The following is a 20,320-nucleotide window of genomic DNA, read 5'->3' as shown; positions in this document are numbered from 1 at the left end:
TCGCCCTACCCTTCCCTGAGCCAGACCAGCATCTCGCCGGGGTCGCGGTTGTCCCAGGCGAAGTAAGGAATTGCCTTGAGCGTCGGCTCTTCGGTTTCCGGCGGCTCGGGGCGGTAGAGATGGCCGCCCCAGTTCTTCGCCTCGGCCCGGCTGCCGATCGCCGAAAGCGTGACGATACCGCCGAGCAGGTTCGGCTCTTTGTGCGCCTCCAGCCTGGCCGTGCGCGGCAGCGCAATGCGGTGCAGTCCGCCGCCATTGTCGGTCTCCTCGACGCAGTAGAGCAGCGGGCCGCGCGACAGCGCGACGCGGCCGATGTCCTGCCGCACTTCCGGATTGGCGAAGAGGCGCGCCATCGACATTTCGAGGTCGAGCTCGACGCGGTCGCCCTTTTGCCATTCGCGGCGGATCGCGGCATAGCCGTCGACCGTGACCGCATCGAGATCGAGCATGTTGCCGTTCAGCTTCAGCGCCGCGTTGCGGCACCATGCGGGTATGCGCAGGTAAAGCGTGAATTCAACCGGTGTCTGTGCCTCGATCTCGATCGAGACCGCGCCGTCCCAAGGATAATTGCTGGTCTGGACCAGGCTGACAGGCCGGCCGGCGATCTCGAAGCGTGCGGTGGAGTCGCCATAGAGGTGCACGGCCAGCGCATCGTCGGCGAGGCCGTAGAAATAGCTGCCGATCGAAGCCACCATGCGGCCGATATTGGGCGGGCAGCAGGGGCAGCGGTGCCATTTCCAGCGGTGGTGGCCGCCGCGGCTCTCCAGCGGGTTCTCGTAGAAGAACAGCGAGCCGTCGAGCGACAGGCCCGAGATCGAGCCGTTGTAGAGCGCCCGCTCCATCATGTCGGCATAACGGCGGTTCGGCCCCATGCCCAGCATCCGGCTCGCCCAGAACACCAGGCCGACCGAGGCGCAGGTCTCGGCATAGGCGGTTTCGTTGGGCAGGTCGTAGTCGCTGGTGAAACCTTCATTGTGAGCCGACGGCCCGAGGCCGCCGGTGACATAGAGGCTCTTGGTGGTCAGATCGTCCCACAGCCTGTCGAGCGCAGCGCGCAAGCTGTCGTCGCCATATTCGGTGGCAATGTCGGCCATGCCGGAGAAGAGGTACATCGCCCGCACAGCGTGGCCGACGACCTTGTCCTGCTCGCGCACCGGCTTGTGCGACTGATTGTATTCGTAGGTTTTGAAATGATAGGCCTTCGGGTCGGCGCCGCGGGCGCGCGCCTCCTCGTCGAAATAATGCGGCTGCTGGCCGCGCTGGTCGATGAAGTACTTCGCCAGATCCATGTACTTCTTCTCGCCCGTCGCCCGCGCGAGCTTCACCAGCGCCAGCTCGATCTCCTCATGGCCGCAATAGCCCTTTTTCTTGCCGGGCTCCGGGCCGAACATCGAGGCGATGTGGTCGGCGTAACGGCTCATGATGTCGAGCAGCTTGCGCTTTCCCGTCGCCTGAAAGTAGGCGACGGCGCCCTCGATCAGATGGCCGGCGCAGTAGAGTTCGTGGCAGTCGCGCAGGTTGGTCCAGCGGAGACCCGGCTGGATGCGCTGGTACCAGCTGGAGAGATAGCCGTCCTCCTGCTGCAGCTTGCCGTACATGTCGATGACGGCATCGATCTTCTTCTCCAGCTCCGGATTGCGGCGCCGGTAGAGCGAATAGGCGGCGGTCTCGATGGTCTTGCCCCAGTCGGAATCCCAGAACATCTGGGTCGTCACCGTCGAGCCGGTGAACTCGGCGCCCTGCGCGTCGGCCTCGTCGGGCGACGGCGAATGGAACGGAATGACGACCCCCGGCGACGGCCGGTCGGGATCGATCTGCTCCAGCATGCGCGCCTCGACGCAGCGGTCGTAGAGGATGCCGGCGGTCTTGGCGGCGACCGCGTCGACACGGTCGCCCCAGAAGCCGCGGACATCGACCTGCGGCACGGGCAGCGGCCGGAAGGCAAGCTTCGGCTTCGCGGTCGCGGCTGCCTGGGCTGCGGTGGCGGATTGTGCTGCGGTCATAACGTCACTCCATTCGAATGCGGGAAAATCATTTGACGGCCCCGGCCATCAGGCCGCGGATGTAGAAGCGCTGCAGCGCGAGGAACAGGATCAGGCAGGGCACCATCATCACCGTGACGCCCGCCTGCACCGCGCCCCAATCGATGGCGCCAAAGCGGCCGGACTGGAGCGCCGTCATCATCACCGGCAGGGTGAATTTCGACTGGTCGGTCATCAGCACGAGCGCGGCCAGGAACTCGTTCCAGGCGCCGAGGAAAGCGAACAGCGCGATGGTGACGACGCCCGGCCAGACCAGCGGCAGCATCACCTTGACCAGCATGGTGACATTGTTGGCGCCATCCATGCGCGCCGCCTCCTCGATCTCGCGCGGCACGGCGTCGAAGGCGTTGCGCATCATGAAGATCGAGAACGGCAGCTGCAGCGTGACATAGACGCAGACCAGTCCGGTCAGCGTGTTGTGCAGACCGAGTTTCGTCAGCACCAGGAAGATCGGCGTCAGGATCGACTGGAACGGGATCATGATCGTCGACAGGATGAGGATGAAGAAGAAGTCCCGGAACGGGAAGCGGAAACGCGAGAAGCCGTAGCCGGCGAGCACGCTGACCAGCACGGAGAGCAACACCGTCATCACCGAGACATAGATGCTGTTCTGCGCCGAGGCCCAAAGCCCGTCGCCGAAGGTGTTCAGCGTCTGATAGTTCTCGACCGAGAAGCCGGTGGTCGGCCAGGGCGGCAGCGGCGGCTGGCGCGCTTCCTGCGCCGGCTTGAAGGTGGAGAGCACCGTCCACACGATCGGCGCCAAAAACAGCACCGAGGCGATGATGCCGGTGGAATGCCTGGCTAGGCTGAAGGCCGCCTTGCGGTGCTGCGACATCGCCTCGGCCATCAGTCGAGCCCCTCGGGCTTGCGCAGCAGCCAGAGCTGGATGAGGCTGAGCGCCACCAGGATGACCAGCAGCACCATGGAAAGTGCCGCGCCGTAGCCGAGCTTGAACGAGACGAAGGACTGATTGAAGATCCAGTAGACCGCCGTCAGCGTCTGGTTGCGCGGGCCGCCGCGCAGGATGATGTAGAACTGGTCGAAGGCGAGGATCGAGCCCGCGACCGACAGGATCAGCGCCAGCGCCAAGGTGCGGCGCATCAGCGGCAGGGTGATGGCCCTGAAGCGGGCGAACGGCCCTGCCCCATCGATGACGGCGGCCTCCTGCAGGTCCTGCGGGATCGACTGCAGGCCGGTCATCAGGATGATCATGGTGAAGCCGGCTACTTTCCAGACCACCATGGCGATGATCGACCAGAAGGCCGGCTGGAAGGTGGCGAGAAGATTGGCCTTCCTCTCGGTCAGGCCGAGGTCGTAAGCGGCCGGACTGAACAGGCCGGAATCGACGTTCAACAGCCACGACCAGAGCAGGCTTGCGGAAGCAAAGCCCACCACCGCCGGCATGAAGAAGGCTGTGCGGTAGAGATTGGTGAGCGGGCGCGGCCGTTCGATGAAGATCGCCAGCGGGAAGGCGACGGCGAAGATCGCGATGGTGACGATCAGCGTGTAGTAGAAGGTGAATTTGAGCGCGTTCCAGAACCGGGTGTCGCGCAGGATGGCGACATAATTATCGAGGCCGATGAAAGCGTGCTCGCCCATCAGCGGCCAGTTGTGCAGCGACATCCACGCCGTCATGCCGAGCGGGATGACGAAGAAGACGGTGACGAAGGCGACGGCCGGCAGGACATAGAGCAGGCCCACCCATTGCCGGCGGCTGACGCCGATGCGTCTGGCGCGCGCGGGCGCGTGGGTTGCAGTGAGGGTGGTCATGGCTGAGCTCCCCCTTCTCCCCTTGTGGGGTGAGCAGCCGGTTCACCGAAGGTGAATTCATCGTGCCAGTGGCACGATGAAAGGCCGGCGAACGCCGGGACGCTGCGAAGCAGCGGGGACCCGGCCGGAGGTGGATCGGCCACCGCCCGGCCCTTCGCAGGCTCAGGGCGTTCGAAGCTCGAAAAGCCAAGCAATTGGCTTTTCGTCCGCTGCGCGGACCGCTTCTCACCCCACAGGGGGAGAAGAGGGAGCGAACCTCGCGGCGCCTCAACTTGGCGATGATGATGAGTGAGCTTTCTCAACGCGATAATCCTGCCATTTAGCGCGGCGTCCCCCTCCCCCTTGAGGGGAGGGTCCGGCCGAAGGCCGGGGGTGGGGTCCGCTGTGAAGTGCGCCTACGGGGAGATAGCGTCGGTGTACTTCGCGGGCGACCCCACCCGGACCTGCGGTCCGACCTCCCTCGAGGGAGAGGTTTAGGGCCGCGCTTTACTTCTGCGGCGCCTGGTCGATGATCGACTGCATGGTCTCCTGGGCATTGGCGATGGCGCCGTCGACATCGTCGCCGAAGAAGACCTCGTTGACCATCTGCGTCCACGGCCCGTTGGCGGAGTTGATCAGGTCGTTGAACACCACCGAATAGGGCGTGCGGCCCTTGGCCATCGCCTCGGCCGCCACCTGGTAGCGCGGATCGAGGTCCTTGAGCGCCTCCTTGGCGATGTCGCCGCGCACCGGCAGGCTACCATATTTGGCGAGGATGGTCTGGCCCTCGAGCGAGTAGGCGAAGTCCAGAAACTCCTTCACCACGGCAATCTTCTTGGTACCCTTGGTGACGACGAAATTGTCGCCGCCGGCGAAGGACGACCAGCCGCCATCCTTGCCCGGCAGGAAGGTGATGCCGTAGTCGATATCAGGATATTGCGTGTTGAGCGCGCCGATGGCGAAGGCGCCGGACGGCGAAAGGCCGATCTTGCCGCCGGCAAAGGCGGCGAAGAAGTTGGCGCCGGTGTCGGTCTGCGCGCCCTCGGGCACCAGCCCCTTCTTCACCATCGAGCGGTAGAGGTCGATCGCGCCGCGCAGCTGCGGGCTGTCGAGCGTCGCCTTGGAGCCGTCCTCGGAGAGAATGTCGCCGCCCGAGGCCCAGATCAGCGGCGTGAAGGTGAAGATGTTGCAGCCGCCGCAATTGCCGGAGAAGTAGAAGCCCTTGATGTCGCCGCCGAGCGCATTGACCTTCTCGGCGTCGGCGTCGATCTCGGCCCAGGTCTTCGGCCCCTTTTCCGGGTCGAGCCCGGCCTGCTTGAACAGCTTCTTGTTCCAGATCAGCACCGAAGAATCGGCCGAGAACGGCAGGCCATAGATGCGGCCCTTATAGGTGCCGGTCTTCACATGCGCCGGCGACAGGCTGGAAAAATAGGGCAAGGATTTCGCCCAGTCGGTGATGTCCTCAAGCTGGCCGGCGGCAGCGAAGGACGGCGTGTAGATCAGGTCGAGCGACAGCGCGTCTGGCGCGGTGCCGCCGGCGGCGGCGGCGCCATATTTCGGGATGATCTCGGCGTTCGGGATGATGTCGAGCTTGATCTGGTCCTTATGCGCCTTGTTGAAGGCGTCGACGATGCGCGGCATGAAATTCGAGCCGTCGGCGCGCACCCAGATGTTGGCGGTCTCGGCGGACGCCGCCTGCAAGCCGCCGCCGATCACGGCCGCGGCCAAGGCCAGCTTGGCAAACATGGTTTTCACGGTATTCCTCCTCATGGTTCTCCTCCCAATTTGGCCGTTGCGCGACGGCCGTTTCGTTCGATGCCTCAGCCGCCCGGCGGACGGCCGCATGACTGACGCACCACCAGCCGGCACGGCAGTTTCCTGATGCCCGGCGCGGCCGGCTGGCCGCCCACGAGCGAAAGCAGAGCAAGCCCGGCCTCGCGGCCGAGCGTCGAAAGATTCATGTCGACGGAGGTCAGCGGCGGGCGCGTCGCCTCGGCCACGATCTCCCAATTGTCGAAGCCGATCACGCCGACATCGTCGGGCACGCGGATGCCGCGCTCGCGCAGCGCGTCGATGACGCCGCGCGCGATCTGGTCGTTGCCGCAGAAGACGGCATCGGGCCAGCCTTCCCTGCCCCGGCCGTTGCCGAACAGCTTTGCCACCGCATCGTGGCCCCAGGCTTCCGACCAGGCGCCGAGCAGCGGCTCGCCGATCGGCAGGCCGTGCGCCGCGAGCACCTTCCGGTAAGCCTCGGCCCGCGCGTGCACCACCGCGAAGCCCGCCGGTCCGGTAACATGGGCGATGCGGCGGCGCCCGAGCCGCAAAAAATGCTCGACCGCCAGCCGCGCGCCGCCGGCGTCGTCCGAAACCAGGCCGACCGCGCCGGGATCCGGCTGGGTGAAGGCATAGACGACGGGAATGCGCAGATTCGAGAGATCGATCGGCAGATGGCGGTCGATGCGCTTTCCCGTGGCGATGATGCCGTCGACGCGCTTGTCGAGCATGGCCTCGACATGCAGCTGGCCGAGCCTTGTGTCGTCCTCGACATTGCACAGGAACACCGAGACGCCATTGTCGACCAGCGCATCCGAAACGCCGGCCATCAGCGGCAGCGAGAAGCGGCCATAGGTATCGTTGGTGAGCAGGCCGACGGTGAAGGAGCGCTTGCGCAGCAGGCTCTGCGCCAGATGGTTCGGCCGGAAGCCGAGACGCTGCGCCACCTCACGGATGCGCTCGCGCGTCTCGGCGGTCATGCGCCCCCGCCCGTTCAGCGCCTTCGACGCCGTCGCCACGCTGACGCCGGCCGCAGCCGCCACCTCGCGCAGCGTGACCGGCGGCTTGGCGGAAACTGGCGCTGGCTCGGCGTCGGAAGACATAGTTCGAGGCGCATCCCTGAGTTGGGAAAAGGTTTTCTCTTATCGCCCTGCGCGAAGATGACGGGTGAGGTCAGCGGACGCAAGGCGATTTGGGAAAAGGTTTTCTCAGAAAGGAGATTAGGCGAAGGTGGCGGCGTTGGCAAGGGGGTGACGCCGCGCTCGATCCTTGGGCGTCTCTTCGGATAGCCGGAATAGAACGAATCGGGCGGCCCCTTTAGGCCAGATTGATGTAAGCGGCTGTCCATGGACGTTTTAGGGCTTCAGATGGCTCAGCGTGCTTTGCCTAAATAATGTCTATATGAAATGACCTCGCCCACGGCTGCTGCGACAGCCCGAGTGGACCAAACGCGTGCCCGCAATTGGGCAGCGGTAGTAACGCCACGAATGAGTTTAGCCCGCTGGCGCTGCCAATAGACACGGATTGTGGACAAAAGCGGAGACTCAAGTATCTCATTTGCGTTCATGACGCTTAAGCTTTTACACACTGCTTGCACATGCCAGAAGGGAGAGGAACGCTGAGATTCACCGCGAAAGGACCCGCAATTGCAGCTGAGCTTTTAACGCTAAGAGATAAAGGAGAAGTTGTATTCTTTTGCGGTGCCGGCATCTCGATCCCTGCGGGGCTGCCGAGCTTCTTTGATCTGACAAAATCGGTTATGCGGAGTGTCGGTGTTTCGCCGAACTCAAAGATAGGCCAACTAATGGCGCGAGCGATCGCAGAAGGCGATCCGGAACTGGCGCCGCCACTCGATCAAATTTTCCGCATGCTTCAGCGTGAATACACACCGCAAAGAATCGAACGCGAAGTAACGTCTTTCTTAAAAACACCCAGAAAGGCAGACATTTCGAAGCATGACATCGTTCTACGACTATCGAGTGACTCGGCCGGGGCGCCTTTTGTTGTTACTACAAACTTCGACTTGCTCTTCGAGCGCGCAAAGCACGGTTTGAAGAGTTGGTTGCCGCCGGCACTTCCCATCATGACCGGCGATCAAAATCACACCGGCGTCGTTTACCTTCACGGCCGGCTACCCGCAAAGCCAGGCGCTGACGGAAGGAATAACACATTGGTGTTGGGCTCGGGCGACTTCGGGCGGGCCTATTTAGCGGATGGTTGGGCAACAACGTTCATAAGGCAACTTTTGGAACGGCGCGTGGTCGTACTTCTTGGTTATTCGGCTGGCGATCCACCCATTCGCTATCTGCTTGAAGGTCTAGAAGCCAGTACCTCGGCGCGGCTGAGGACAATCTACGCCTTCGATCGCGGCGAGGAGGACGAAGTCCGCGCCAAATGGCGTGACATTGGCGTAACGGGAATTTCATTCGGCGAATTCTCCGACCTCTGGGAAAGTTTGGAGCAATGGGCGTCCCGTGCTGACAACCAAGAGAAATGGAAGGCGAACACCATCGCGCTCGCACGACGGTCACCGCGCGATCTCATGCCATTTCAGAGGGGCCAAGTCGTGTCGCTCCTTAGCACCAGCGAAGGCGCAAAGACCTTTGCCGCCGCTATCCCTCCCCCGAGTTCGGAATGGTTATGTGTCCTCGACAGGTCCATCCGGTATAGCCAACCGGGGAAAGATGGATGGGAAGAGGACAAACCTGAGATCGATCCCCTTGAAGTTTATGGCCTCGATGATGATCCGATGCGTCCCGATCCCTCGGATTGGCGCGCAAAGGTTGAGGCGATCGATGCACTTGGTTCGTTACCAGCAGATGGCGATGGCCCTCGCTATTCCAGACTCTCTGGGATTCCAAACAGTCAGCGCGGCATCCTACCACCACGTCTACAGGCGCTTGCAAGCTGGTTCGAGTCCGTCGCACACGAATTGCCCGCCATCTGGTGGGCTGCGCGGCAATCGCACTTAGACCCCGATTTGATGTGGGGCGTAAATAGACGTCTCAATGGACACGGTGCCAAGTTTGATGACGGGCCAAGGCGGGCTTGGTTGATTCTGCGAGAAATAAATCTGGCGGCACCAGATGACATTCGCGATCGCAGTTGGTTCGACCTTGCAGCGCAATTACGCCAAGACCGCTGGACACGCAGCGTGCTGCGAGCCCTTGACGAGGCAGTTCGTCCAAGGCTTGCACTCGATCCACCGATACTCCGGTCGCCGCTTCCGCCGCTCCCGGGTCAGTCAGACGACCCCGTGTCGATGCTAAGAACTAAAGTAGAGGTACCCGAACGTCACGAAGCTCCTGGCGAAATCCCAGCGGACATGATTCCGGCAGTCTTCAAGGTGCTACGCGGTGCGTTAGAGCGCGCAATCAGTCTGCTCGAAGAGACCCCGTTTGCATATTATTTCCATCTGCCTGCGATTGAGCCTGACGAGAAACCAGGCGAACGACATCTCCATCACGACGGAGTCGACGCTTTGTTTATGTGGGCCGTTGATATTCTGAGGCGTTACCTCGATATTTCACCGCTTGCTGCAAAAAGAGATGTATCGTCTTGGCCGGAAAGCGACCGATTTTTCTTTGATAAGTTGAAGTTATTTGCGTGGAAGAATGCAGTCTTTACCGGATCGGACGTTGCCGCTGGTGTCGTTGGTCTGTCTCAACAGGTTTTTTGGGATGCATATTTGCAGCGCGAGATGTTGCAGCTTTTAGCGGCGCGATGGCCCGATTTTTCGATCCAAGAGCGGACAGCAATTGAGACGCGGACCATAAAAGGGCGCGACCGATACAAAAAGGAACCTGCCGACAAATTTGAACAAGACGCTGCGGAGGCGGCGGCTGTGCGGTTGGGGTGGTTAGACCAGCATAGCTGCGCTTTGTCGGAGCCCGCTCAAGCATTTCTAGAAGATCAAAGGAAGCAACCGGCCTATCGACGTGTGTGGGAGGAGCACGCAGCAGATGACAGGGACGGACGCTCCGGTTGGGTTGAACGACGCAAGGACGGAAGCAAACTTCTGAACACCCCGCTCGACAAGATTCTGAATTCAGCGGCCTCCGCTTCCGGCCGTGATCATGAGATGTTTGTCGAACACGTGCCTTTCGAAGGACTAGTACGTGAACGTCCATTCCGTGCGCTCGCGGCGTTAGCGTTAGAGTCAAGGCGAGGTAAGTACCCGGCACAATTTTGGCAACAATTGCTGTCTGACTGGCCGGAGGGCACTTCAACGCGCCTGCTCCTATTGTGTGGCCTGCATCTCTCCCGTCTTCCGCAGGAAACCGTTTTCGAACTGCGTTTTTATCTTCCTGACTGGATTGAAAAACATCTTGCTCCCAGCGCGCTTAATCATACCGCATACTTCTTCGACATTTGGGATGCGATCTTCGTGAAATTGAATGCCTCCGGTGAAGAGGCAACGCAGAGTTCAATGGGCGAGGTTCGCGTTGGCGGGCGTATCGTGAAGGGATCGCGAAAGACATTAGACTACGCGATAAACGGGCCGATTGGGAAATTGGTCGATTCCCTTTTTGATACGTTTGGAGACCGGAAATTCGCCAAGGATGAGCAGCTCCCTGTCAACATAACCGAAAGATTGGACAGGGCACTCACCGCCGTTGGCGAAGGCGCCAGCCACGCGGCATGCTTGTTGGGTCGACGTCTGGATTGGTTGTTCTATGTCGACCCCTCATGGGTGCGAGCGGTTCTGTTGCCGCTTTTCAAACTAGCAGAGCCGCTTTCTGAGGCTGCCTGGAGTGGTTTTCTATTCAAAGGCGAAACTCCGCAATCCGCTGAATTGTTCGACCTTATAAAAGCGGAATTTCTAAACCTGATCGATACGCGAAACGATCTTTTGGAAGAGGATGAGCTCGAACGTCAGACCGCACAGATTCTTACTATTGCTACCTACTGGCACAAGCATGACGCACGCTATCTGACGAACACGCAGTGCCGAAGGGCACTTCAGGCAATGAGTCCGTCAGGTCGCGCCTCGGCCTTGTGGACGGTCAGTCAAATCATTAGCCAACAAGATGCCTGGTCTTCATTTGGTAAGCAGTTCTTTGCAGACATTTGGCCCCAGGAAGCGCGCTATCAAACCAGTTCCTCCTCCGAGACGATGCTGCGTATCGCCGAGCGCAACGCGGAGCGCTTCCCGGAAGTTGTTCAGACAATAGCCGACTACCTAAGACCGGTTGATCATCCTGACATGTTCATCTTTCATCAAAGACGAGAAGCCGGGACAGATGGTGAGCGCATACCTTTGGTGAAGCGTTGGCCGATGCAGGTTTTGAACGTGGCGGATCGCATAATCGCGAGAGAGCCGGCCCAAATTCCCCATGGCCTAGCTGGACTTCTCGATGACATAGCAGAGCATGCGCCGAATGCGCGAACGACAAGAAGCTGGCGGCGCCTGTACGAACTCGTCACAAAATAGGATTTTGGACGTTTGCTTTGGCTTCCGGTTCAGACAGACCGAATCTGCCTATCGCCTACTAAAAACCGAGGTAAAAGGTTCGGGCCGCTTCTCCGGGCCGCAGCCTGATGCCGTCCTCGAAGCTGTTCGGCGTCAAACATTCGAAGCCGTTGTGCTCAAGCAGCGCCACCAGCGAGCCACGGTCGAAGTGGTGCAATGCTCGTTGAGGAGACGCATGCGCCACCTCGGAACCACGCGTCGCCGCCGCCAAGCTCGCGCCGCGGCAATAAGGGACGGCGACGGCCAGCTGCCGCGTCGGGAGCGCCCGGGGCAACCCAGATCCGTGTGTGTTCCAGCACGTCGAGCATGGCGACGCGGTCTCACGAGTCGGCAAGCGCCTCATCCCAATGCCACTGTCGCGGAACGATTAGCCGCTGCTCGATGTTGATGCGACATCGGATGGCGAAGTCATGGAACGGCGCGACAAGGAACAGCAGAACCTTTCCCGGCTCGAACGGGCCGCACAGCGGACTGCCGACCCGAAAACGATCCAGCAGCAGGCGAAAAAGCCCGAGGAAAAGTTCCGCTTCAGCTTTCGCAAAGAAGACCTCTGGTGGACGGCTGGTTTCGCGACCGCTGCCTTGCTGCTTTTTGCCATCCAACTTCTCATCAATTGGCGCGTGGAATGGTTTGAGGCGCCTTTGCGCGTCCGCGTGCTGAACTATGTCTGGGGCGGCCTTCTCATTTTCGTCATGCTGACGATAGCGAATGTCATTGAAGTCTTTCTCATCGGCCGAATTCCCAATCGTGTCTCGCGTTTCAACCTGAAACGAATTTTTCGATTGATCGTCGTGGTCGCCGTCGTCTTCGTGGCCATCTCGGTGCTGTTCGTGAACTGGTACGCCGCCGTCGTTTCGCTCGGCCTGATCTCACTGACACTCGGCTTCGCGCTGCAAATGCCGATCTCCAGTTTCATCGCCTGGATCTATATTCTGGCCCGGGCGCCCTATCGCGTTGGCGACCGGATCCGCATCGGCGATGCCCATGGCGACGTCATCGACGTCAGCTATCTCGACACGACGTTGTGGGAATTCGGCGGCGAACATCTTTGGACCGATCATCCGAGCGGACGCGTCATCAAGTTCCCCAACTCCACCGTGTTCGACACGCCGGTCTTCAATTATTCCTGGCCGCTGTTTCCCTATGTCTGGAACGAAATCAAGTTCCAGCTCGCCTACGACAGCGACCTGGAATTCGTGGCGAAAACCATGCGAGAGGTCGTGGACGAGCAGATCGGCGACATCATGAGCCAGAAGGTGAAGGTCTATAAGGACATCCTGTCGAAAACGCCGGTGGACGAGCTGCAAGTGAAGGAGCATCCGGTGGTGCATTTTCGCGTCAGCGAAAATACCTGGCTCGAAGCCATCGTGCGCTACCTCGTGCCGCCCAAGGAAGCGGGGCGCACCAAGACACGCTTGATCAAGGAAATGCTGGCGCGAATGAATGCAGAACCCGATCGCGTGCTGTTTCCAAAGAGCAATTTGCGGTGAACTTCCCGGCAGCTTGGTAGAGCGAGGTCGTTCGCATCCTTCTACGGCTTGTCAGTTCATTGGCCAGACGATCGCCAGCATCGGCACGGCAACGATGACGACAAGGAAAGACAGCGGCAGCCCCAGACGCGGATAGTCGCTGAAACGATAGCCTCCCGGCCCCATGACAAGGGTGTTGCATTGGTGCCCGATCGGCGTGAGGAAGTCGCAGCCGGCGCCGATGGCGACAGCCATCAGAAAGGCTTCCGGCCTGTAGCCCAGATCGGCGGCGAATTCCGACGCGACGGGCGCCATGACAAGCACGGTGGCGGCATTGTTGAGGAATGGCGTCACGGCCATGGCGGCGACGAGGATCAGCGTCAGTGCGCCGGGCGCCGGAAGAATGGTCCCGAACCTGGCAAGCTCTGCGGCGACCAGTGCGGTCGCCCCCGTCGTGCGCAGCGAATCGCTCACCGGGATAAGAACGGCGAGCATCACGAGGATTGGGCCATCCAGCGATTGGTAGACGTCGCGCAGCGGGATGACCTTGAAAAGCACTATCCCGACCGCGGCCGCAAAGAAAGCGACGGGAACCGGGAGCAGACCAACGGCAGTCGTGAGCATGGCAAGGGCGAGGATGACCACGGGCACGATACCCTTGCGAACGCTGCCAAGAAGGATGGGCCTTTCCGCCAGCGGCAGGCAGCCTAGTCCGCGCAGTATCTCGGGCATTGTGGTTGCATTGCCCTGCAGCACGACCACGTCGCCGAGCCTTAGCTCGACCTTGGCGAGCCTGCGGTCGAGGCGCTGGCCGCGACGGCTGACAGCCAGGAGGTTGACGTTGAAGCGATCGTAGAGGGCAAGTCGCTTGGCGGTCCAGCCGATCAAAGGCGAGCTTTCGCCAATGACGGCCTCGATAGCGACCATCTCGCTGGTGGTGACCTCTTCATTCACCCGATCGCCCGTGACGCTGAGCTTGCCTTGCGAGACAAGGCGATCCAGCGCCGCCGGGTCGCCTTCCAGCAACAGGATGTCGTTCACCTTAAGGACGGCATCGGGCAGCGGCGTCATCCGCATCGTGCGATTGCGCAGGATCGACGTCACGACGGCATCGCCGCCGGCAAGCTTCATGACGTCGGCGACGGTTTTCCCAAGCACGGTGGAATCGCCGACAACGCGCGCCTCGGTGAGGTAGTCCTTGATGTCGAGGGCTTCATTCAGCGCCCCGCCGAGCTTTTCGCGCACCGGCAACAGCCAATAAAAAGACAGCAGGAAGATCATTCCGGCGGCGGCGACAGCCGCTCCAACGGGCGCGAAGTCGAACATTGTGAACGCCGTTCCGGTCAACTGCTCTCGCACCCGGGAGACAACGATGTTCGGGGAAGTGCCCACCTGCGTCATGAGACCGCCGAGCAACGACCCGAACGCCATGGGCATCAGAAATATCGATGGCGAGGTGCCGGACCGGCGCGCGAACTGAAAGGCGATCGGGATCATGATCGCCAGCGCGCCGATATTCTTGACGAAGGCAGAAAGGCACGTCACCACGATCACCAGCAGCGCCAGTTGCGAGCGAACTCCCGACAATTTCGGAGCAAAGCGCGCGATGGCGAGTTCCATGATGCCCGATCGCGCTATGCCCGCGCTCACCAGCAGAGCACTGCCGACAATGATCACGATATCGTCGCTAAACCCGCTGAAGGCTTTGTCAAACGGCACAATCCCGACGGCGAGGGCGAGCAACAACGCCGCGGCAGCGACGAGATCATAGCGATAGCGGCCCCATACGAACGCTGCCATCATCACGAAGGTGACGGCGAACGACAGGATTTGCGGCATGGTCATGTCTTCGGCTGCTCCGCAAGCGGCTGATCAGAACGCCCAGACTGCTCCTTTGTTGCTTTGGTCCGACGGTCTTGGGCTGCTGGCGGAGCTGAAGGCCGTCGCGCATGAGCGCGGCCCCTTCGCCCGGCTCTTCCTTTGGGCGCGGGCGGAACTGGCCTATCGCTTGCTGAAGAAGCCGGACAGAATGTTCGGGCCGGCTTCGCCGGGCCGCAGCCTGATCCCGTCCTCGAAGCAGTTCAGCGTCACGCAGTCGAAGCCGCTGTGGCCGAGCAGTGCCACCAGCGAGTCGCGGTCGAAGTGGTGCAAATGCTCGTTGGGGAGACGCATACGCCAGCTTCGGAACCAGGCGTCGCCGTCGGCGCCGAGCTCACGCCAGCGGCAATACGGGACGGCGACGGCCAAGTGCCGGGTCTGCAGGCGGTCGAGGAAACCCAGATCCGGGATGTGTTCGAGCACGTCGAACATGGCGACCAGATCCCAGGAACTGGCCAGCGCTTCCTCCCAACCGACAAAGCGGACGCCCGCGGGCAGCGGGAACTCGGCGATGTCGTAGCCGGCGCAATCGGCGACCCCGGTTATCTTCGCGGCTTCGATGAACGTGCCGGTGCCGTATCCAATCTCCAGCACCGAGCGGGGGATCGCGCCGGTCAATCCCAGCACCCAGCCAAGCCGCTGATATCCGAGCTTGATGGTGCGGTCGCTCAGGTCCTCGTAATAGGAAATATATTGCTTGTCGTATTTGATCGGCGTGAAGTCGATTTGGTGGATCACGCCAAATCGGTCCACCTCGTAATTGTCCAACATCAGCGTGCTGCCCTCCGGATTCCCTTTCCTTATACGGCGGCGCTAAACGCAGCGTAACCGGCGGGGCCGGAGACGCAGCCAAGCAAGCGCGACAGATGAGCGGTAAGTAGCCCCACCCGCCATTCCGCTTCGCCCCGCTTTCTGCTTCAATATCTCCTCATTCTCGGGAGAATCTCCATCTCAACCGATCCCTTCGCCCCCCTGCGCCAACGTTTCCTCACCCGCTGCGCCTCTCAGCTCGCTGAGCTGCAGGCGGCGCGCGAGGCGCTGCCCGGCTCCGACCTGACCAAGCTCGCGCATTCGCTCGCCGGCGCGGCCGGCACTTTCGGCTTTGCGGAGATCAGCGTGCGGGCGTCAGCGCTGGAAACGCTGCTCATCGAGCAGGCGGAAGGCGGCGATGTCCGCGCGGCGCTCGATGCCTTAATCGGGGAGATCGAGCGGACGCTGGCCTGACGGCACCCGCCGGGCTCACTTCTTGGCGGCGCCGAGGCCGGTCCTGGTCATCTCGCCCCATCCCTGGTTGCCGCGCAAGAACTGCCACCAGCCCTTCACGCGCCAGAAATTGTTGAGCTGGCGGTAGCCGAAATTCTCGATCACGGCGGCCGCCGTCAGAACGGCGAGATCCCTGGCGCGCGGAAAGCGCTGCAGCTCGGCCTCTTCCAGGATGAGCGAGCAGACGCTGACACAGACGCCATAGGTGAAGATCAGCGAAGTGAAGGCCAGGAGATATTCGGCCGATAGGATGCCGAGCAGCCAGAAGGCCGGGATCAGGATATAGCCCAGCACCTCCGCCACCGGCCCCAGCACGTCGACGATGAAGATGTGGCCGAAGCCGAGGAAGCCGACGCGGCCATAGCGCGGGTTCAAGAACATGGCGCGGTAGCGGAAGAAGCACTCGAGCGCGCCGCGCTGCCATCGCGTGCGCTGGCGGGCAAGCACGCTCAGCGTTTCCGGCGCCTCGGTCCAGCACACCGGCTCGGGAATGAACTGAACGCGGTATTTGCGCTTCTTGTCGCGCATGTGGCGGTGCAGCTTGATGACAAGGTCGAGGTCCTCGCCCATCGAGCCCTTGGTGAAGCCGCCGACCGCCACCACTTCGGCGCGGCGGAACATGCCGAAGGCGCCGGAAACCAGCATCAGCGTGTTGACGCTGCTCCAGGCAAGCCTGGCCATCAGGAAGGCGCGCAGATATTCGACCACCTGGAAGAGCGGCAGCAGGCGGCGCGGCAGATGCACCTCGCGCACCCTGCCGGCCTCGATCTTCGAGCCGTTGGCGATGCGGATCGTGCCGCCCACCGCGATGGTGCGCTCGGGATCGTCGATGAAGGGCTGGGCGGCGCGCATCAGCGCATCGGGCTCGAGGATGGAATCGCCGTCGATCACACAAAAGAGCGGCGCGCGGCAGACATTGATGCCGGCATTCTGCGCGTCCGCCTTGCCGCCATTCTCCTTGTCGATCACGAACAGCCGCTCGGTCATCGGCGAGGAATAGAGGCCGCGGATCGGCTTGTGCGCCAGCGCGTCCTCGTAGGGACGGTGGAACTTCACCAGCTTGAAGCCCTCGATCAGGCGCTGCAAGGTCTGGTCCTTCGAGCCGTCATTGATGACGATGACCTCGAAATTCGGATATTCGAGCGCCAGCATGGAATGGACGCTCTCCACCACATTCACTTCCTCATTATAGGCCGGCACCAGAAGCGCGATCGGCGGCGCGACCTCGCCGTAGCGCTGCCAGAGCAGCGCCGAGCGCGCCACCGGCGGGCGCTTGGACAGCGCATAGCCGGCGAGCACGAGCTGCAGCAGATAGATTGTCGTCTGCGCCAGCCCCGCCGCGATGATGAACCAGGACAGGATGGTGGCGGCAAGGACGATCTCGTCGCTCCAGTCGGCAATCATGCGGCCGGCCCCTCGGCAAGAATGAGCGAGGCGGTGCGCTGGCTGCGCGAGACCTCGCTGTCGGCGATTTGGCGCAGCAGCCGCTCGCCCGGCTGGCCAAAGGAGCGCAGCGCGTTGGCGGCGGCATAGCGCACGTTCCAGACCTCGTCGTCCAGCAGCCTGGACAGCGGCGCGGCAAGTTCGGGAAGGCCGAGGCGTCCCGCGGACTCGGCGGCGGCGGCGCGCACGTCCCAGTCGTCGTTTGCCATCGCGCTCGTCAGGATCGCCGGCGCATCGGCGTGTCCGGTGAGGCCAAGCGCGCGCAGCGCCGCGGCGACAACCTCAGGCGAGGCATCGCCGGTCAAGCCGGCGAAGAAGGCGGCAAAGCCGAAGCCGCCGGCGCGGGCGAGCGCGTCGATCGCGGCCGCCCTAATGAAGGGCACGGCGTCGACGCGCGATGCATGGATCGCAAGCTCGTTGAAGCGCGTGCGCGGAAAGCGCCTGAACAGTTCGATCAGGCGTCGCGAGCGCTGTCCCGCCACGCCGATCTTGTCCAGCGCGACGCCGAGCAGGGGCAGGCTGCCGAGATCGCAGAGCGCGATGGCGGCGGCGATCCTGACTTCGCGCGAGCGGTCCTGGTCCAGCGCCGAAAGCAGGCTTGCCGTCGCATTCTGCGACCCCAGCGCCGCCAGCATCTCGGCCGCGTGGATGCGTTCGGCCACATTGCCCCGTTCCAGCTGCCTGCCGACGAGGGCCGGCAGGCCGCATTCGTTGAAGGCGACAAGGACATCGTCACGCTCCTCGCCGCGCAGCAGCGAAACGAACTCGAAGCCGGCCTCGATCGCCACGCCCGGCGGCACCGAAAGAATGGCCGTTTTCAGCGTCTGGCGGTCGCGGTCTTCGGCGAAGGTGATCAGCGCCGTCAGAAGCTGCCGCCGCTGTCCGGCTCTGGCGGCGTCCCGGCGCTCCCGCAGCAAACGGCGCGCGATCAAAAACAGCATGATCACCAGGGAGAGCGCGCTGAGCAGTATGGAGAGATTCCAGACGTACCACATGGTCAGAACCGCGCGGTCAGCCCGAGCCCGAATATGCTTCGGTCGAATGTCGGGCGTTGTTCATGCGCGATGCTGGCGCGCAGCGTCAGCGGATCGCTGACGTCGAAGGAGATGCCGCCAAAGACGGTGCGCGTCGGCACCAGCGTGCCGTCGGAGATTTCGGGGGCGTCGGCATAGCCGCCGAAGAGATTGACATGCGGCGTCACCGCGAGGTCGGCGCGAAGCACATAGCCGTCCGCGCGCGTGCCGATATCGTCCTTGGCATGCACCCAGCGGGCGGAAAGCCCCAGGCGGTCGTCAAGGAGATAGCCCTGCAGCCAGGGCTGGATGCTGGTGACGTCGGCGTCGGCGAAATTGTCGTAGCGGGCGTCGATGTTGAGCGACAGCGGGCCGAAGACCTTCGCCGGCGCCACGACCTGCCACGAAGCGCCGGCGCCGAGCGAATAGCGCGCCAGAAAGTCGGCATCCGGCGTCGCCGCGGCCAGCGCATAGGCGGAGAAGGCCGGCGAGAAGGCCTGGTCGACGCGGCCCTCGATCTGGACGTCGGTGTGGTCGAAGCGGGTGGCGAGCCGCGTGCGGCCGGAGATCGTCGTTTGGGGCGACAGCCGATAGGCAAGGCCGGCCGAACTGTCGGTCCAGTCGCCAAGCCCGTCGGTGAGATCGCTTACCTCGCTGCCGAGGTCGAGCCGCCATTTGCGCGGCGGCGGCACGGCCAGCCTTTGCTCGATATCGGCGGAACCCGGCTCGATGGCGAGCGCCTGGCCGTAAGCCTGCCGCGCGGCCTCGTCGTCGCCCTCGGCGCGGCGCACATCGCCGAGCCCGACCAGCGCCTCGGCATTGCGCGGATCCAGCGCCAGCGCGCGCTGCAACGATTGCCCGGCCCGCTTGTAGTCGGCCTCGAGCAAGGCGATTCTGGCATCAAGGCTGAGAGCCTCGACATTGTCCGGCGCCGAGGCCAGCACATCGTCGACCAGGGCGCGGGCGCGCGGCGCGTCGCCCTGCCAGATCGCCAGGCGGACCTTGCCCAGCCGCGCGTCGAGAAGGCCGGGCCTGATCGCAAGCGCCCGGTCGAAGAACCGCCCGGCTTCGTCGAAGCGCTGGCTGGAGCCAACAACGAGGCCGAGCGCGACCAGGGTGTCGGTGTTCCTGGGCGACAGCTTGAGCGCGCGGCGATAGGCGGTCTCGGCCTCAGCCAGCTTTCCCGCCGCCCGCAGCCGCCTGCCCTGCTCCAACTGGATGGCGACGGGATCGGGCCGCCGGTGGGGCGGCTTCTTCGCCGGCGCCGCGGCAGCCGGAACCGGCTTCGCCTGGCTGGCCTGCTTGGCCTTGCGGATGTTCTCTAGAAGTGCTGCCGCGTCGGCATTGCCGGGCTCTGCCTCAGCGACCCTCTCGGCGAGCGGCAGAGCCGCATCCAGATTGCCGGAGCGGAATTCGACCTGGGCCATGCCGAAGCTCGCATCGCGATAGGCCGGGGCAAGGGAAAGCGCCCTGGAAAAGGCGTCGCGCGCCGCCGGCAGATCGTTGCGGCCGAGCTCGGCGAAGCCAAGCTGCACAAGAGCGTCGGCATTGTCAGCTTTCAACGCCAGCGCGCGCCGGAAAAGATCGGCGGCCTCGTCGAAATGCTGCGCCTGCCTGGCCTTGACGCCGGATGCGTAGAGCTCGTCGACAGTCTGCGCCAGCGCCGCGCCGGGAGCGGCGGCGATCGCCAGGATCAGGCATGCGGCAAAGGCTGAGCGCCGGCCGCGCCGCATCAGCGCTTCCCGCCTTTGCGGGCGATGAGACGCGCCAGCCGGGCCAGTAGCTCCTCGGGAATGAACGGCTTCACCAGATAATCGTCGGCGCCCTTTTCAAGCGCCGAAACGATGTCCTTCTCGGCCTTGCGCGCGGTCAGCATCACCACCGGAGTCTTCGACAGCACCGGGTCGCCCTTGATGCGCGCCAGCACCTCGATGCCGTCGGCCTTGGGCATCATCGCGTCGAGCACGATGATGTCGGGGCCGTCCTGCTCCGCCTTCGCCAGCGCCTCGGCGCCGTCCACCGCTTTGATGACCTCGTATCCCTTCGCCCTCAGCCTGAATTCCATCAGCTCGAGCAACAAGGGATCATCATCGCAGATCAGAACTCTTGCCTTCGCTCCATCCACCACCAGTCCTGCTCCGGTTCCGTCGCCCCCCGGAGTGATGACGGCCGCGCGATCTTAGATAAAGCCGATTCGCGGCGGCCGCATTTCGACAC

General features: G+C 62.9%; 15 protein-coding genes. 3 read left to right on the top strand and 12 right to left on the bottom strand.

From position 1 onward, the window contains the following. Positions 1–5: 5 nt before the first annotated feature. The 5 genes from A9K71_RS21280 to A9K71_RS21260 form a co-directional block, all read right to left on the bottom strand. Complete coding sequence (locus tag A9K71_RS21280; RefSeq protein WP_082980624.1) at positions 6–2,003, bottom strand: glycoside hydrolase family 127 protein; 1,998 nt, start codon at positions 2,001–2,003, stop codon at positions 6–8. 28 nt (positions 2,004–2,031) lie between these two features. Further along, positions 2,032–2,889 carry a carbohydrate ABC transporter permease gene (locus A9K71_RS21275; RefSeq protein WP_067000383.1) on the bottom strand — a complete coding sequence of 286 codons (858 nt, stop codon included), beginning with the start codon at positions 2,887–2,889 and terminating at the stop codon, positions 2,032–2,034. Then, positions 2,889–3,812, bottom strand: coding sequence for a sugar ABC transporter permease (locus A9K71_RS21270; protein WP_067000380.1), 924 nt, complete (start codon positions 3,810–3,812; stop codon positions 2,889–2,891). Before A9K71_RS21270 ends, A9K71_RS21275 begins: the two co-directional genes overlap by 1 nt. 486 nt (positions 3,813–4,298) lie before the next feature. Then, positions 4,299–5,546: a sugar ABC transporter substrate-binding protein gene (locus tag A9K71_RS21265; protein WP_067000377.1), complete on the bottom strand. Its 1,248-nt coding sequence runs from the start codon at positions 5,544–5,546 to the stop codon at positions 4,299–4,301. Positions 5,547–5,611: 65 nt separating this feature from the next. Next, on the bottom strand, positions 5,612–6,667 hold the full coding sequence (locus A9K71_RS21260; protein WP_067000374.1) for a LacI family DNA-binding transcriptional regulator: 1,056 nt from the start codon (positions 6,665–6,667) through the stop codon (positions 5,612–5,614). A 494-nt stretch (positions 6,668–7,161) separates the two neighbouring features. Here A9K71_RS21260 and A9K71_RS21255 point away from each other — a divergent pair, with 494 nt between their 5' ends. Then, entirely contained in the window at positions 7,162–10,998 is a 3,837-nt protein-coding gene (locus A9K71_RS21255; RefSeq protein ID WP_082980623.1) for an SIR2 family protein, read from the top strand. 58 nt (positions 10,999–11,056) lie between these two features. Here A9K71_RS21255 and A9K71_RS32690 read toward each other — a convergent pair whose 3' ends face one another. Beyond that, positions 11,057–11,248 carry a hypothetical protein gene (locus tag A9K71_RS32690; protein WP_245299699.1) on the bottom strand — a complete coding sequence of 64 codons (192 nt, stop codon included), beginning with the start codon at positions 11,246–11,248 and terminating at the stop codon, positions 11,057–11,059. Positions 11,249–11,447: 199 nt separating this feature from the next. On the opposite strand from A9K71_RS32690, the gene A9K71_RS21245 reads away from it, so the two are divergent. Then, complete coding sequence (locus A9K71_RS21245; RefSeq protein ID WP_067000368.1) at positions 11,448–12,527, top strand: mechanosensitive ion channel family protein; 1,080 nt, start codon at positions 11,448–11,450, stop codon at positions 12,525–12,527. Positions 12,528–12,578: 51 nt separating this feature from the next. On the opposite strand, the gene A9K71_RS21240 is transcribed toward A9K71_RS21245, so the two are convergent. Together A9K71_RS21240 and A9K71_RS21235 are read right to left on the bottom strand one after the other, a co-directional pair. Then, on the bottom strand, positions 12,579–14,351 hold the full coding sequence (locus tag A9K71_RS21240; RefSeq protein ID WP_067000365.1) for an SLC13 family permease: 1,773 nt from the start codon (positions 14,349–14,351) through the stop codon (positions 12,579–12,581). Between the two features lie 156 nt (positions 14,352–14,507). Beyond that, on the bottom strand, positions 14,508–15,155 hold the full coding sequence (locus A9K71_RS21235) for a class I SAM-dependent methyltransferase (RefSeq protein ID WP_067000362.1): 648 nt from the start codon (positions 15,153–15,155) through the stop codon (positions 14,508–14,510). Positions 15,156–15,296: 141 nt separating this feature from the next. Between A9K71_RS21235 and A9K71_RS21230 the strand changes: the two genes are divergently transcribed. Further along, positions 15,297–15,608 (top strand): Hpt domain-containing protein, encoded by a 312-nt coding sequence (locus tag A9K71_RS21230; protein ID WP_067000359.1) that lies wholly within the window; start codon positions 15,297–15,299, stop codon positions 15,606–15,608. Positions 15,609–15,623: 15 nt separating this feature from the next. On the opposite strand, the gene A9K71_RS21225 is transcribed toward A9K71_RS21230, so the two are convergent. Genes A9K71_RS21225 through A9K71_RS21210 form a run of 4 tightly spaced genes read right to left on the bottom strand, consistent with a single transcriptional unit; the run spans position 15,624 to position 20,228 of the window. Continuing rightward, positions 15,624–17,051, bottom strand: coding sequence for a glycosyltransferase family 2 protein (locus A9K71_RS21225; RefSeq protein ID WP_067000356.1), 1,428 nt, complete (start codon positions 17,049–17,051; stop codon positions 15,624–15,626). Further along, entirely contained in the window at positions 17,048–18,085 is a 1,038-nt protein-coding gene (locus A9K71_RS21220) for a HEAT repeat domain-containing protein (RefSeq protein ID WP_067000352.1), read from the bottom strand. Before A9K71_RS21220 ends, A9K71_RS21225 begins: the two co-directional genes overlap by 4 nt. A 2-nt stretch (positions 18,086–18,087) precedes the next feature. Next, positions 18,088–19,836 (bottom strand): YaiO family outer membrane beta-barrel protein, encoded by a 1,749-nt coding sequence (locus A9K71_RS21215; RefSeq protein ID WP_067000349.1) that lies wholly within the window; start codon positions 19,834–19,836, stop codon positions 18,088–18,090. Beyond that, a complete protein-coding gene (locus tag A9K71_RS21210; protein ID WP_067000929.1) occupies positions 19,836–20,228 on the bottom strand; it encodes a response regulator in 393 nt (130 codons plus the stop codon). The genes A9K71_RS21215 and A9K71_RS21210 overlap by 1 nt, the downstream gene beginning before the upstream one ends. Positions 20,229–20,320: the final 92 nt, after the last annotated feature.

Origin of the sequence: Mesorhizobium sp. WSM3873 (assembly GCF_001672445.1) — a bacterium.
Classification (GTDB): domain Bacteria; phylum Pseudomonadota; class Alphaproteobacteria; order Rhizobiales; family Rhizobiaceae; genus Mesorhizobium.
This window is presented reverse-complemented; position numbering and strand designations above follow the sequence as displayed.